This window comes from Runella sp. R0.1_18 (genome assembly GCF_057652155.1).
Map to the genome: position 1 here is coordinate 94,627 of NZ_JBYFCK010000004.1, position 14,538 is coordinate 109,164.

Here is a 14,538-nt window from a genome sequence, read left to right on the forward strand (position 1 = left end):
ATAAAAGTTACTAAACCTTTATTGTGTACTTTTACTCAATAGCCCAAGCCATGGAAAAAGAAATTAACCTTCGCATTATTTTAGAAAAACCAACGGCAGACACCGATTTTGGGATTCAACAGGGGAGTGGGCATACGTATGTTACCCTGCAAAAACAAAAATCGACGGGAGATGACCTGACGTTTGAAGCAACGGTGCGCGTGAAGCCCTCGGTGGATGGATCACCCGTTTTCCTGGGGGCAGTGACGCAAGGCCCTCCTAAAGAACGTTTTGTCTATATCGACATTGGCCGAGCGGCGGGACAACTAGATACGCTGTGGAGTCGTCGGCTCAAAATTCCACTGAAGGGTATTACGTGGGAGTTGATTCAACAGCTGGATACGGCACAACAAGCGGTATTGGAAGTACGCGTTCCAGGGGTAGGAAAAGACGGTGGGCCTAATTGTGGCGGGGTCAAAAACGCCCTCTTCTCGTGTCCACAATAGTACAACTATTGTCCGTTTTTGGACATAACTTCCCTACTCAATAGGCTTAAAAAGGCCAAATTAAGCCATTTTAGTAACTGGCACAAGATTTGATTTGCATTATTATAACTAATCATCCTGAATCAATAATTAAGATGAAAAGAACCTTTCTGGGGGAGTTTGAGGAAATTGTTTTGCTCGTGGTAGCAGGTTGTTCGGAAGACGCCTACGGTGTTATCATTTGGGAACAGTTGCAGCAGCAAACGGGGCGAAGCATTACCATCAGTGCAGTACACGCTACGCTGTATCGGTTGGAGGAAAAAGGATTTTTAAGCTCGGAAATGGGAGGGGCAACGGCTGAACGCGGCGGACGCCGCAAACGCTTTTTTACCGTAACGGCCTTGGGTAGCCGAGCTTTGCAGGAAATCCAAGACCTGCGTGATCAGCTTTGGAAAGCGATCCCGCAAGGAAAGTTACAGTTGATTGGTTAATAGGTTTGGAGTTTACCGTTTACAGTTCGTTATGGCAATCCCAAAGAAACAATTAAAAACCCGAAGCCGCTCCAATGACCCCGTGAAGCCTCCTCGCTGGGCCGACCGCCTCTTGGAATGGTTTGTAGCACCGCACCTACGCGAAGATTTGCAAGGAGATCTGTACGAAATTTTTCAGAAGCAAACCCAAGAAGTGGGTCTTGCGCGTGCCCGCCGTGCATACGCGTGGGCAGTGCTTCATTATTTAACGCCTTTTTTCTTTAGACGAAAACCTGATACATACCCAAAACGCTTTTTACTTAGTCCTGATATGATACGTAATTATGTCAAAATTGCGCTGCGGAATTTAGCCGCCAACAAAGTATTTGCCGCCATCAATATTCTAGGGTTGTCGGTGGGGCTTGCGTGCTTTATGCTCATTTCGGTGTTTGTGTACAATGAGCTGAACTATGACACATCTGCGGCCAACGCCCGCAATATCTACCGTGTCCATGTGGCTGTGACAGGAAACGGCGACGTGGCGGTGTATCCCCATGTCGATGCCGCCGTGGGAGAGGGAATAAAAACGGCATTTCCTGAGGTCAAAGCAGCGGCGCGGCTGTTATCGGTGAGTGACTTTGTGAAATTTGAAGACAAACAATTCCGAGAAGAGCACTTAGCGTTTGCCGATGCAGGGTTGCTATCGTTGTTCTCGATTTCGCTCATAGAAGGAAATGCCGCAGAGGCGTTGAAAGCGCCTTACAGCATGGTTATTACCAGAGATTTAGCCAATAAATACTTTGGCAACGAAAACCCGTTGGGCAAATCATTGGCGATTGGAACGCAGAAAGCAGCCTACAAAATCACAGGTCTTATTGATAAACTGCCTGATAATTCCCACTTTCATTTTGATGCTTTTTTGAGCTTGGCTACCTTTCATCTTCCGCAGCCAACTTGGAGTAATGTGGGGTATTATACGTATTTGGAACTGAACGATAACGTCGATGCCAAAAAACTCGAAGCAAAGTTTCCACAGCTGGTAGCCAAATACGTGGTGCCTGAGGTGCAGCGTGACATGGGGATTAGCCTTGCAGAAGCACAAAAATCAGTCGATACGTTTCGTTTTACGTTACAACCCTTGACCGATATCCACTTGTATTCTCATACCAAATACGAACTGGAACCCAACGGCGATATTCAATACGTTTATATTTTCTCGATTCTGGCCTTCTTTATTTTGTTTTTGGCGTGTGCCAATTTTACCAATCTCTCTACTGCTTATGCGGTGAGACGGTCGCGCGAGGTGGGTATCCGCAAAGTAATGGGCTCAATCAAAAAGCACATCGTTTTCCAGTTTTTGATAGAGTCGGTTTTGCTCACGTTTTTTGCCATGTTGTTTGCGTACGCAATGATTTTTCTTTTGTTGCCTTTTTTCAATCAAGTAACGGGAAAGCACACCACGTTTACGTTTTTCCTCAGCGGGCAGATGATATTGGTGTTGTGCTCGGTAAGTTTTTTGGCGGGGGTGCTGGCAGGGATTTATCCAGCCTTTTTCCTTTCGTCATTTACTATTTTGAAGAACCTGAAAGGTGTGCTTGCTAGCCCCAAAAACCAAAAGACCTCGTTGCACAATGGACTTATTGTGGTTCAATTCTTCGTTTCCACGGTATTGATTATTTCGACCTTGGTTGTTAGTCGTCAATTGCATTTTATGCAAAACAAAAAACTGGGGTATGATAAAGACCAACTTTTGTTTTTGTCGGATACGAGAGCGTTGGGTACCAATCAATTGGCGTTTCAGCAACAGTTGCTACAGCATAAAAACGTACTTTCAGCAAGTATTTCGAGGAATATTCCGACGAGTGGAATCATAGACGGTACGCAAATTTTTCCTAAAAATGAAACAGGAAACGGGACGGAAATCCATACTGATATTTTTCACGTTGACTACGACTACGTCCGCACGCTAGGGCTGACGATGGTACAAGGTCGAAATTTTTCAAAGGATTTTTCAACCGATTCAGCAGGAGTCATCATCAACGAAGCTGCCGTGCGTGAACTTGGCTGGAACGGTACCAATCCCATCGGAAAGTCGATTGTGCGGTCGGGACAGGCTGAATTTAAAGTAGTTGGAGTTGTTAAGGACTTCAATTATACTTCGGTAAAACAAAAAATTGCTCCGCTGGTGATGATGCTTGGAAACAATGGCGGAGGGCTGGTGCTGAAAATTAATACCAATAACGTGTCGAGCTTTTTGGTAGAATTACGAAAACAGTGGCAAGAATTTAACCCTGATGTACCGTTGCAATACCATTTTGTGGATGAAAAATACGCCTCGTTATACGTAGCGGAGGAGCGTACTAAGCAATTGTTTACGGTATTTTCGATGTTGGCAGTCATCATTGCTGGGCTTGGTTTGTTTGCGCTTTCGGCCTTTGTCATTGAGCAACGAACCAAAGAAATTGGGATTCGGAAAGTGATGGGGGCTTCGGTAATAGGAATTGTAGCTTTAATTTCCAGAGATTTTCTGAAACTGATTGTTATAGCGATTGTCATTGCTTCGCCGATTGGGTGGTATGCTATGACCCATTGGTTGGACAACTTTGCTTACAGAATCGAAATTCACTGGTGGATTTTTGCCCTTGCGGGGGTATTGGCAGTAGGAATTGCTTTTTTGACGATAAGCTTTCAGGCGGTCAAAGCAGCGTTGATGAATCCCGTAAAATCGTTACGAGCGGAATAGAGATTGGAGGAAGTAACTAAAACAAAAAATCGCCGTCGGTAGGACCAACGGCGATTTTCTCTCTCTAACAGCCATAAAAACGAATACGATTATCTATCTAATCATCTTCTTACTTACCTGTACGTTGGTTAGAGAGGTAGCGTTGCAAAAAAATAAATTATTTTTTCTCCCAATAGTCTATTTTAACTTCCCCCAATAATCCTGACGGCATTGGCTGCCACTTCGATGCGTTGAAAGGCTTGTACTGAATGTCCACCATGTTGATTTCTTGAAATTTCTTCCAGTCGGGTTGTTGCGTGTCGCGGAGGCGCATGTAGTTGGCCGAAAGATTAGTGACTTCAATTTCAAGGGTATTTTGTTTGGCTTTCAGATTACCAGCAGGTAATTCGAGACGGAAGGGTAAGCTCCAAGCCGTGCCGATTTTTTGCCCATTGAGCGTCACCTCGGCTACTTCGCGGACATCCCCCAAATCCAATACTACTTTGCTGGCTTTTTGGAGGCCCGTAGGGGCATCAAAAGTCAACGAATAGCGCGCCGTTCCTGAGAAATAACTGGCCGAATCCGATAAACTTGCCCATGAACCTACCTCAGAAACTGTTTTGGAGGCGGGTAGGTAGGGTTTGCCTTCAACGAATGTTAGTTTCCAATTGCCCTTTAGGGGGAAAGTTTGAGCGTTGGAAAGGTTTAAGACCTTTCCAACGTTTGAGGCAACATCCAACATTAAAAAGCACGACTCGCCTGAAGGAAGGGAGAGATATACCTGTGTTTTTCCTTGTTCCGTTCTAATGGGTAATTGCATCGTTTTATCGGTCAACGGCTGGTACACAGATACCTTTTGAGCGGTCGTAGCGAGCGTAATCCATCCCTCACTGAAAAGCTGATTTTGGTTGGCAATAAAATAAATCACTTTGCCATTTTGTACTTTACGGATGTACCGTAAGCCGTTTTTAGCCCACGTTTCTTGGCGGATTTTCTGGGTGGCTAGGACACTTTCCAAGTCTCCAAGACTTGGAAAGTGGGTCTGTTGCGCTGCCCACGTTTGGAGGAGTTTTTGGAATGACGCCGTACCCTCAGTTTGTTGGGCAAAACCCGTCGGGGTGGTGGGTAAATGTTCCATAAAAACTACCTTAACTCCCGTTTTTGACAATTCCGTAAGGCGTGCTAGTGTCGCTTCGGGTAGGTGGGTGGTGGCAGGAATTAAAATTGTTTTGTACTTTTTGGTCGCCAACGACGCAAAACGCTGTAACTGATTGTCGGAAATGAAATCAAACGAAAAACCGTTGTCCCAGAGCCAGTTACTAAGTTGTCCAAAAGGAAGTTTTAACAACCACTTGTCCACGTGGTGAACTTCTAACAAGTGAATGCCTCCGCTGGCACGGGCTTTGGTTGCCCACAAATCGTGCGCAGGAAAGTAAACCAACAGATCGTTGTCGGCCTGGCTGTTTTGTAAAATCGTTTGGCAACGTTCTACGTACTTGTTTAGCAACGGATAGTGTTTCCAAAAATGGGAATGAACGCCGTAGTTGGTGGAAGCATAAAACAACCAGCCAGGGAAAGACTCGTTTTTGGGGGTGTACGTAGTGCCGTGGTAAAATAAGTGGTTGATACCTGACACAAACAGCTCATCCAACTGAGGCTTGATTTGGGAAAGCGAGACTTTGAAGTGATTGGCCAACCACGTGGTACTTTCGGAGCTTACCCATTTTTTGGAGGCAAGGTGCGCGGCTGAGCTCGCAAATTTCATGGCGAGGGCGTTTGGCGTTCCAAAACGGTCAACTTCATACTGGTCGTCGATGCGGAGTCCCTTGATTGGAAACCGACTCGTACCAAAGGATTCGGTTTCGGGAATGTCGGAGGCTTCGTACAAATCGAGTAAGTTGCCTGGCGAACCGTGGGCTTGGTAGCGCGTAATGAACCCTTGTTTGTGCGACCAATCAGTCCATTTTTTGGCATAATTTTCTAATAACAACTCCGACAGCGTTTGGTGATAGTCGATTTTGACCAAAGCCGTGGTCGTGTCCGTAAAAGCTGCCCATTGGCTTTTGAGGTCGTAGCCGCGCCGTTTTTGAAACTCGTTTAGAAAATCATCCGTCCAGTTGGCACCATAAACTTCGTACGAGTCGTTGTACATCGCACGGGGCCGTTCTTTTAGGTTGGCAAAAGCCGAATCGAAGCGTTGCACATAATGCGGCATGGCTTTGGCCGAGAAAGGGTCAAGTACGAGTCCTTCGCCCCCAGGGGCGGCGCGTTTAACGGCCTGTTTGGTAAGGGCGCTTTTCAACTCTCCTTCTACAAATTGCCATTTTTTTGCGGCAAACTCAGGCGATACGTTCGGCCCGCCAAACGGCCAGCCTGTTCCCGTCGTCATATCCACGCCCAGCCCAAGTCGTTTTCCTTCCCGAACCGTATGAGAAAGAACCTCCATCCAGCGCGGACTCAAATAAGGGATGGCCTGTTTTTCAAGTCCTTTGACACCATAAATAGGGATAATGTGAACGCCTCCCAGACCCGCTTTGGCAAAGCTTTCGAGCTGCCACGTAATGTCGCTTTCGGTGACTGTGCTTCCCAGCCACCACCAGTAGGTCCATGGCTTGGCGGTATTAAGGTGGGGTGATGAGGCTGAGTTGTTTGTTTGGGCGATTGCCACGACTGACTGCGCCAAAAGTAGTGCCACTACCCATGTCTTGAATTTCACTTGTGTAGCTAGTTAGAGTGATAAATGACTCGGTTTGAAGAATGTTACGCAATTAAAAAGACGAATTTTGATTAACTTACCTCTACTCACCTGCAAAACCTAGGTTTCTCAAATTCAGACTCATTCCAAATTTTAGAGAAGCATGACCAAAATAGAACAATTTTGCCCCAAAGGATGTAGTATTGTTGTAAAAAAACGAGAAAACTTCCCATTTTAAACGAATATAATCTATGAAAGACACCACACGTTTGCGAACGTCTTTGAAAGAAGAGTTAGAAGCCGCGCTAAACGCTCAAGTAAAAATGGAAGCCGAGTCTTCGGCAAAATATTTGGCCATGGCAGCCTGGTGCGATCGCAACGGCTACTCGCATAGTGGCGATTTCTTTTTCGCGCAGGCGGACGAAGAACGAGGCCACATGCTTAAAATCTTTAAGTTTATCTGTGACATGGGCGGAACGGCCATCACCCCTGAAGTGATAGGCATTCCCCAAGAATACCCATCGTTTCGTTCGGTATTTGAAACGGCGTTGGAGCAAGAAATCATGGTTTCGCAGGCTATCAACCGTTTGGTAGGTATCAGCCGCCGTCACGACGACTACGCCACCGAAAACTTCTTACAGTGGTTTGTGAAAGAGCAAATTGAAGAAGAATACATTGCCCGCCGTCAAGTCGAATTGTTTGATGTGATTGGAGAAGAAGGTATTGGTCGTTTTACGATTGATATGGAAATCGCAAGGGTAACTTACCCTGGCGCCGCTGGCGAAGCAGAAGCGTAATAAAGGGGAATTGCCTTTGTCATTCCGAAGGAATCTATCAATCCGCAGTCATAAAAGCGTACCGTAATTATTGCGGTACGCTTTTATTTTTGACTTTATGTAAAATATTTTTGCTTAAATGTAAAGTATGTTTTACATTTGAATCGAAAATCAATTTTTCAAACAAAAACCTATTAACAGCTATGGATACCAAATTACTTTTGCCCAATCGCTTTAAGAGAATCGGTTGGTTGTTGTTTGTGCCTTGTCTTATCCTGACAATTTTGAGCATACTTCAAGTATCTCCGAGCCTAAGTTTTTTTGATGGCGAACACATTCTTTCCCGTTGGACTTTGGTGCAAGTTCCCGAAAAGGGAACTTTAGCCGCCCTTTTTGATGAAAACTCTAATGACCTTGCGGGAGAAATTTTGATGACACTTACAGCCATTAGTTTCTTTTTTGTAGCCTTTTCGCGTGAGCGTACCGATGATGAATGGATTATGAAAATTCGGCTTGAATCTTTACTTTGGGCCTTTTATGCGCATTTAGGCGGCTTTTTATTGTCAGTTTGGTTTTCATATAGTTTGTCGTTTTATGCTGTACTATCGTGGAATATGCTCACGGCACCGTTGGTGTTTTTGGCGCGTTTTCACTGGATTGTCTATGTAAAACCGTATTTTGAAGAAAGGAGAGCCGCCGTATGAAAAATACGATTCACGTAGAAAGAGCCATCAAGCGCATCACCCAAGCCGATTTGGCCGAAGCCGTGGGCGTTTCGCGCCAAACTATCAATGCGCTGGAGGCGTCAAAATACGTTCCGTCGGTCGTGTTGGCGTTAAAAATCGCCCGTTATTTCGATAAGCCCGTCGAGGCTATTTTTGAATTGGAGAAGGAGGATTGAGAGTAGTCCACAGTCTATGGTCTATAGTCCACAGTTGATAGTCCGTGAATCATAGCAAATTCACTACAAATCCCTCAACCATTAACCATCGACCATGGACTATCGACCATCGACCATCGACCATCGACCATCAACTATCGACTATCGACTAAAAAAGCAGCTCAGGACGATACTCGAAGTGCATTGTGTCGTAGTGGTACCACTTTCCTCCCCAGATAAACCCGTGTTTTTCAAATATTTCTACCACCTGAGCGGCAATCTTGTTACGGTAGGTGAGCGGTACATTTTCGTCTTTACAGCGACAATCCCATTGCCAATAGTGCGACAAATTGAGGTTGATGTCGATGGCTACGCCGTAGCTGTGCATACTGAGGCGGTTGGTGCCGCTGATTAGTCGCCAAATAAACGTACCTGCGGGGTTATCGACGTACTTGAGCAATTCGGGATGACGTTCTAACTCGTCCGAAACAGCTTGAAAATGTTGGTGTACGTTGTTGATTTTTGATACCAATAATTTCTTTTTCAAGGTCTTAGGTAGCCAAATAATCTCAACGAGGTTTTTGCGGACTTCGGCTTCGGTATTCCCGTACATTTTTCTAAAAAAAGGTTCGTACCGAAACCTCCCTGGGTCGTGGTTGAGGGTGGGAGGCGTTTCTTGGCGGGTTTTGGGGTATTTTTGGGCGATTTGGTCTTCTAAATCAGCACGTTGGAGTAATTCCTCGAACGTCTTCTTTTTGCCGTCATCAAACGGCATGAGCGTTGAGTCTTTCCACATTATGCCCTTGTGGGTGGAGCGTACAATGTGGTCGGGGTAGGCCCGTACGTACTCCGATTGGGCACGGCTAGTGAGGTTTAATACGATAAAAAAAGCGGGAATAAAAAACTTGAAAAATGACATTATTGGAATTCGTTAATTGTCCTTAAAACGTCGTAAATCTTTGGGCTCAAACGTCCATTCTGGTGTTTCCAACGTTTCGTTTTTTAGTTCATACCACGGGCTAAGGGCGGAGTTGTTGGGGTTTTTCAAAATCTGGGTTTCTTGGGCGGGCATGTAACTTTGGGCCAACAAAAACAATTTTTGTCCCGTCTTGGGGTTCTGAGCCATGTCCACCACCATCACCGCATGACCGAAAGGTACACCTTTTTGAATAAAAACGTCACCGATTTTCAGGTTTTGCATTGAAATAGGCTGCAATTCGTCGTGTAACGAGCGGGTGTTGGCTGACGCGAAAATAGACTCCATGTACTTCCAAAATGTTGGATACGAATAGTCACCTTTGGCGTAAGTGCTGAAATAACGGGGCTTGCCGTCGGCCAAAAAATTGAAATGAATTTTGTCAAACTGCTTCTGCTGAAACAAATACTCCGCCCGCAACCGCATGACGGCGTCAGCGCACTGGTGAAGGTCTTTTTTGCCAATGCCTAAATCGACGACCGAAATATAGACGTCGGGCGTGTTTTTGGAGCGACCGTCAAAATAGCGTACCTTACTTCCCCAGGGTTTGAGCGGTAGCTGGCGCAAAAATTCCTCAAACGACGTGGATGCAGCAGCAGTACGCTGAAACCCCGCAGGCGCAGGGAACCGCGCCGACAAGGTTGTGGCAGCGGGCGTCACGGGGGCTTGGGCGTGGCTGGTTTGAGGCAGAAAGTTGACCCAAAAGAGCAGGAAACAGGCGAGGAAGCGATTCATAGAAAAAGCGAGTGTTAAGCGACTGCGGAAAAAACGAAGCGATGAGCAATTCATTTTTGCGTAGTTTTAAAAACTTTTTGAAACGCTTCTATGAAACGTCCTTTCTACCTTTTGCCGTTGGTGGTTATTGCTCAGTTTGCGGGTACCTCGCTGTGGTTTGCGGTCAATGCCATTTTGCCTGCTTTACAGGCGTTCCATCCCACCACTGCGGCCTTTATGCCTACCATGACCACGGCTGTGCAGCTCGGGTTTGTGATGGGAACGCTGACGTATTCTTATTTCTCGATTGCCGACCGCTTTTCACCCGTGCGGGTGTTTATGGGCTCGGCGCTGTTGGCAGCGGGCTGTAATTTGGCCGTATTGGCTACCTACGAATCATTGACGGCGATGTTGCTGGCGCGTTGGGGCGTGGGTTTCTTTCTGGCGGGTGTATATCCTGTTGGGATGAAAATTTGTAGTGATTGGTACGAAGCAGGATTGGGCAAAGCCTTGGGGTATTTGGTGGGAGCCTTGGTATTGGGAACGGCGTTTCCGTACGCGATCAAGTCGTTTTCGTTGACTCTGCCGTGGCAATACGTCATTGAAGCAACCTCGGCGTTGGCCATTGGCGGCGGGCTTGTGGTGGGCTTGTTACTGCGCGACGGCCCGTACCGTCGGGTGGCGGGGCGTTTCAACCCTGCGGTACTGCGGGAGGTATTTCGGGATAAATTGTTCCGCAAATACGCCTTTGGGTACTTCGGGCACATGTTTGAGTTATATACCTTTTGGGCGTTTGTGCCTGTAATTGTGAGTAGTTACAACGAACGCACGCATCACTCTTTACCCGTGGCCTTGGTCGCTTTTGCGGTGATTGCTTCGGGAACGTTGGGGTGTGTCCTTACGGGTGAATTATCGCTTCGATGGGGGAGTCATCGAACGGCTTGGTGGGCGCTGATGGTATCGTACATTTGCTGCGTGGCAAGTGTCTTTTTACCCACCTACTCACCTGCCGTATTGCTGGGCTTTTTGCTCGTTTGGGGCATTAGCGTCGTGGCCGATTCCCCTCAGTTTTCAACGCTAGTATCGCTCAATGCGCCCGCACATTACCGTGCCACGGCGCTTACGCTGGTGACCTCCATTGGCTTTTTTATCACCATCCCGAGTTTGTACCTGATTCAGTGGCTTTTTGGTTTGTATGGACACTATGCCCTGATTGTCTTGGGCTTGGGTGGCGTGGCGGGCTTACGGGCTATGGGGACTTGGAAGGGGTGAATCCCCCTTTACTTCATCCCAAACACTTGCACTTTATCCTTATTTTTAGCCAAAATAACGTAATTCTTCCCTTGCGCCGTTCGGAGAGTTTTCATGCGGCGTACTTGCCCGCGTACTGCAAAACCCGACTGCGCGGGGCGAATAGGCGCAAAAGTGGGCTGTCCGCTGGCGTTTTTACCCGTATTTTGAAGTACTAAGCCGTCGTTGGCGTCGTAGCGACCTATTTCGGGCAGCACGTCGAAGAAGTTTCCCGTGAGCAATAAATCGGTTTTGCCGTCGTGGTTATAGTCGGTAGCTACAATGCCAAAAATGGGGGATAGCTGGGCTTCCAACGGTAGCGCTACCAACGTAAAGTTTCCTTTGCCATCGTTGAGCAATAAAGACGAGGCCGCCTGCACGGCTTTTTTGGTCTCAACCCCTTCGAGTTGGTCGCTGGTAAATAGCGCATCAATGGGTTGCCCTGCGTAATCGACGTGTTTCACGAAGCGCTTGTTGATGACGGGCAATACTTTTTGCAAATCCGACTTCAAGACCATCGGGTAAGGTTTGCCGTCAGGATTGTACAAAACGATGATTTGTTCCACGGTGCCGTTTTGGTCAAAGTCATTGATATACAGTTCAGCAGGTTCTTTTTCGGAGCATTTGAGTTTGGTGTTAAGCCCCAAATTTCCCACCACAAAGTCGGTGTCGCCGTCTTGGTCAATGTCCGTAGGTTCAATGACATTCCACCAGCCTTCCGACTGCGGAACAGTCTGTGGCAGGAATTTCCCTTTTTGATTTTTAAGCACCGTAATCGGCATCCAATCACCCACCACCACCAAGTCGGGGTATGAGTCTTTGTCAACGTCGGCCCATTGGACGTCAGTGACCATGCCCAGTTGCCCGTTGGTGAGGGTTTGTGTGGTAACGTCTGTAAAATTTCCTCTACCGTCGTTTTGGAGCAGGTGGCTTTTGGGGCTGTAACCGTACTGCGCCGATACCATCCGACTGCCGACAAAGAGGTCAAGGTCGCCGTCGCGGTCGTAGTCGGCCGTCGCTACGCATGAGCCGTTGTCCAATAACTTAGGGAAGGAGTTGGACAAGGTAAAATTCCCTTTTCCATCGTTGAAATAAAGCGCGTCAGCTAGGGCTGGGTCGTTGGGTAAAAACTCATTTCCGCCCCTTACCACCAACAAATCAAGGTCTTTGTCGCCGTCGGCATCGAAAAACAAGGCAGCGGTTTCGTCGGCTTGGCTAGGGGTATTGAACGTGATTTGGTTAGACTTCGTAAATTTCCCCGCACTTGTTTGCAAAAACAACGCCCGTGGTTTACCCGCCCCTCCGCCAATGTACGCATCGTCGAGGCCATCGCCGTTGACATCACCCACGGCCAAGGCAGGCCCTTGGGTGGAGTACATTTGTTTGAGCAGTCCGTCGCGGTTATAGTCAACAAAGGCGTTTTCTTCGTGTAAAAAATCTAGTCCCGAAGTTGAAGTAAGGTCGTTGAAAGGCAGGTGGGTAAACTGTGGCGGGGAGAACTTCCAAAGGTCGCGGGCGTCGGCGTGGTTTAAGGTCAATTCAACATCGGGTTTTACGTTGGCGAGTGTTTGCTTGCGGTCGTCAGGCCAAATGACCACCAAGGAGTCGATTTGAGGATTTGTTCCCAAACCAAAAACCATCGTCAGGTCGCTCGATGATTGAAAACCGCGCGTTGGCATTTGTTGCAAACACTGCATTTGGCCTTTTTGATAAACCGATACCTTGGCACCAATGGCGTGCTGGTTGGCGTTGGTTCCTTTTAAATTGACCCGTAAAAAGTGCGTTTTGAGTTTCTCAACCGAGTGGTTTCGATACACACTGAGTGGCGAATTGTTGTTGTTTACGACCAAGTCCAAGTCTCCGTCATTGTCCAAATCGCCGTAGGCCGCCCCGTTTGAAAAACTAGGTTCGGCCAATCCCCAAGTCGGGGCTTTATCGTCGAAAGCAAGGTTTCCGTTGTTTTTGAAGGCAAAATTTGAGATAGGCGTGGTCGAAATCATATCGACAAACTTGCGGTAATCAAACTTCATTCTTCCTTCCAGCATGGCCTGAATGTTGTCTTTATCGGCCAAAAACGCTACGTAATCTTGGTCAGTGAGGTTTTTGATGATGCCATTGGCTACAAACAAATCCTTGAGGCCGTCGTTGTCCATGTCAAAAATCAGCGCGCCCCAGCTCCAGTCAGTCGCGTGTACTCCCGCCATCTGCCCTACTTCGGTGAAGGTGGGGGAGGGCACTGTTTTCTGTTTTGGGTTTCCTGTGTCAAGTTTTTTGTTTTGAGTTTCCTGTTTGCCATCCCCCATTGACTGTGGACTATTAACCATCGACTGATTCCCCTGATTCAAATGCAGCATATTGCGCATGTATTGGTGCCAATAATCTTGCTTTAGTTTAAATTCAGTGAGCTCGTAGCCTTCAAAGACGGTGGTGGTTTTGAGGCGTTTATCGTCGCGGGGAAGCATATCGGTCACAAAAACGTCCAAAAGTCCATCGTTGTTAATATCAGCAATGTCAGCCCCCATCGACGACATGCTGATGTGGTTCATGCTTTGCTCCAACGACTCTTTGAACGTACCGTTGCGTTGGTTGATGTACAAATAATCGCGTTCGTAGAAGTCGTTAGACACATAAATATCAAGCCAATTGTCGCCGTTCACATCCCCCACGGTTACGCCCAAGCCAAAAGCAATCAAGCTCCCGTAGATACCTGCCTCTTCGGAGACGTCGGTGAAGCGGACGGGGTTTTTGGATACCTCCTTTGTCGGTATGACAAGTTTCGTCGGTGTGACAAAGGAGGTTTTCCCTGTCTGAATCATTTCATTTCGAAAAAGTTTGTGGCCGCCGAGAGAGTCGCGAACGGTACGGATGTTTTGATATTGCAGTTTGTTGACGGGCGTGAAGCTATTGTTGAGCAAATACATGTCTAAGTCGCCGTCGCGGTCGTAGTCAAAAAAGGCAGCGTGGGTCGAATACCCCCCATCGACCAGCCCATATTCGGGGGCTTTGTCAACAAACGTAGGAACGCCATCAGCGCCAATGCCTTGGTTGATAAATAGTTCATTTCCACGGCTATCACCTTTGATGTTGCCTGCATTGCAGACATAAATATCCATCAGCCCGTCACCGTTGACGTCGGCAAAGGTAGCGCCCGTGGACCACGATTTTTTTCCTCCGACTCCCGCTTTGGCGGTAATGTCCTCAAATTTCCAGCGTTCTTCGGGATTTTTACCTTTGTTGAGGTACAGTTTATTTTCTTCAAAATTAGAGGTTACATAAATATCCGCCCAGCCATCGTTATTGACATCGGCGATGGCCACCCCGCCACCGTTGTAGAAATTGCGGTAGTTAAATATATTTAGTTCTTTTTTGTCAAGAATTTGATTGGTAAACTCGATGCCCGTTTCAGAGGAAGAGAGTGTTTCAAACAAGTTTTCGTCAGGAGAAGATTGTTGACAACTGCTTACTCCTAAAAACAAACTAAGAATAATAAATAATGAGGAATGCTTCATTGGTTACTGGGCCATTCTACGGCTGCCTATTTTACAAAAATA

At 47.0% G+C, this 14,538-nt stretch carries 11 protein-coding genes; 7 read left to right on the top strand and 4 right to left on the bottom strand.

Going from position 1 to position 14,538, the window contains the following annotated elements; genetic code table 11:
* The first annotated feature begins 50 nt into the window (after positions 1 to 50).
* The 3 genes from AC23P2_RS08375 to AC23P2_RS08385 all read left to right on the top strand — a co-directional run bounded on the left by AC23P2_RS08375 (position 51) and on the right by AC23P2_RS08385 (position 3,677).
* Positions 51 to 485, top strand: coding sequence for a DUF5990 family protein (locus AC23P2_RS08375; RefSeq protein WP_487772768.1), 435 nt, complete (start codon positions 51 to 53; stop codon positions 483 to 485).
* Between the two features lie 134 nt (positions 486 to 619).
* Positions 620 to 955 (top strand): PadR family transcriptional regulator, encoded by a 336-nt coding sequence (locus AC23P2_RS08380; protein WP_487772769.1) that lies wholly within the window; start codon positions 620 to 622, stop codon positions 953 to 955.
* Between the two features lie 31 nt (positions 956 to 986).
* On the top strand, positions 987 to 3,677 hold the full coding sequence (locus AC23P2_RS08385; protein WP_487772770.1) for an ABC transporter permease: 2,691 nt from the start codon (positions 987 to 989) through the stop codon (positions 3,675 to 3,677).
* Positions 3,678 to 3,834: 157 nt separating this feature from the next.
* On the opposite strand, the gene AC23P2_RS08390 is transcribed toward AC23P2_RS08385, so the two are convergent.
* Complete coding sequence (locus tag AC23P2_RS08390; RefSeq protein ID WP_487772771.1) at positions 3,835 to 6,372, bottom strand: glycosyl hydrolase; 2,538 nt, start codon at positions 6,370 to 6,372, stop codon at positions 3,835 to 3,837.
* Between the two features lie 230 nt (positions 6,373 to 6,602).
* On the opposite strand from AC23P2_RS08390, the gene AC23P2_RS08395 reads away from it, so the two are divergent.
* From AC23P2_RS08395 to AC23P2_RS08405, 3 genes are all read left to right on the top strand, one after another.
* Positions 6,603 to 7,148, top strand: a complete 546-nt coding sequence (locus AC23P2_RS08395) for a ferritin (protein WP_487772772.1) — start codon at positions 6,603 to 6,605, stop codon at positions 7,146 to 7,148.
* Positions 7,149 to 7,330: 182 nt separating this feature from the next.
* Positions 7,331 to 7,831 carry a hypothetical protein gene (locus AC23P2_RS08400; protein WP_487772773.1) on the top strand — a complete coding sequence of 167 codons (501 nt, stop codon included), beginning with the start codon at positions 7,331 to 7,333 and terminating at the stop codon, positions 7,829 to 7,831.
* Entirely contained in the window at positions 7,828 to 8,028 is a 201-nt protein-coding gene (locus AC23P2_RS08405; RefSeq protein WP_028524967.1) for a helix-turn-helix transcriptional regulator, read from the top strand. The genes AC23P2_RS08400 and AC23P2_RS08405 overlap by 4 nt, the downstream gene beginning before the upstream one ends.
* A 148-nt stretch (positions 8,029 to 8,176) precedes the next feature.
* On the opposite strand, the gene AC23P2_RS08410 is transcribed toward AC23P2_RS08405, so the two are convergent.
* Positions 8,177 to 8,926, bottom strand: coding sequence for a M15 family metallopeptidase (locus AC23P2_RS08410; protein ID WP_487772774.1), 750 nt, complete (start codon positions 8,924 to 8,926; stop codon positions 8,177 to 8,179).
* Positions 8,927 to 8,938: 12 nt separating this feature from the next.
* Positions 8,939 to 9,718: a DUF4846 domain-containing protein gene (locus AC23P2_RS08415; RefSeq protein WP_487772775.1), complete on the bottom strand. Its 780-nt coding sequence runs from the start codon at positions 9,716 to 9,718 to the stop codon at positions 8,939 to 8,941.
* A 90-nt stretch (positions 9,719 to 9,808) separates the two neighbouring features.
* On the opposite strand from AC23P2_RS08415, the gene AC23P2_RS08420 reads away from it, so the two are divergent.
* Positions 9,809 to 10,969, top strand: coding sequence for an MFS transporter (locus AC23P2_RS08420; protein ID WP_487772776.1), 1,161 nt, complete (start codon positions 9,809 to 9,811; stop codon positions 10,967 to 10,969).
* 8 nt (positions 10,970 to 10,977) lie between these two features.
* Here the strand turns inward: AC23P2_RS08420 and AC23P2_RS08425 are convergent, their stop codons facing one another.
* Entirely contained in the window at positions 10,978 to 14,496 is a 3,519-nt protein-coding gene (locus tag AC23P2_RS08425) for a VCBS repeat-containing protein (RefSeq protein ID WP_487772777.1), read from the bottom strand.
* Between the last annotated feature and the right edge of the window lie 42 nt (positions 14,497 to 14,538).

Bases quoted from the DNA above. Each gene is read 5' to 3' on its own strand.
- AC23P2_RS08375 (WP_487772768.1), top strand. From the start codon at position 51: ATGGAAAAAGAAATTAACCTTCGCATTATTTTAGAAAAACCAACGGCA.
- AC23P2_RS08380 (WP_487772769.1), top strand. From the start codon at position 620: ATGAAAAGAACCTTTCTGGGGGAGTTTGAGGAAATTGTTTTGCTCGTG.
- AC23P2_RS08385 (WP_487772770.1), top strand. From the start codon at position 987: ATGGCAATCCCAAAGAAACAATTAAAAACCCGAAGCCGCTCCAATGAC.
- AC23P2_RS08395 (WP_487772772.1), top strand. From the start codon at position 6,603: ATGAAAGACACCACACGTTTGCGAACGTCTTTGAAAGAAGAGTTAGAA.
- AC23P2_RS08400 (WP_487772773.1), top strand. From the start codon at position 7,331: ATGGATACCAAATTACTTTTGCCCAATCGCTTTAAGAGAATCGGTTGG.
- AC23P2_RS08405 (WP_028524967.1), top strand. From the start codon at position 7,828: ATGAAAAATACGATTCACGTAGAAAGAGCCATCAAGCGCATCACCCAA.
- AC23P2_RS08410 (WP_487772774.1), bottom strand. From the start codon at position 8,926: ATGTCATTTTTCAAGTTTTTTATTCCCGCTTTTTTTATCGTATTAAAC.
- AC23P2_RS08415 (WP_487772775.1), bottom strand. From the start codon at position 9,718: ATGAATCGCTTCCTCGCCTGTTTCCTGCTCTTTTGGGTCAACTTTCTG.
- AC23P2_RS08420 (WP_487772776.1), top strand. From the start codon at position 9,809: ATGAAACGTCCTTTCTACCTTTTGCCGTTGGTGGTTATTGCTCAGTTT.
- AC23P2_RS08425 (WP_487772777.1), bottom strand. From the start codon at position 14,496: ATGAAGCATTCCTCATTATTTATTATTCTTAGTTTGTTTTTAGGAGTA.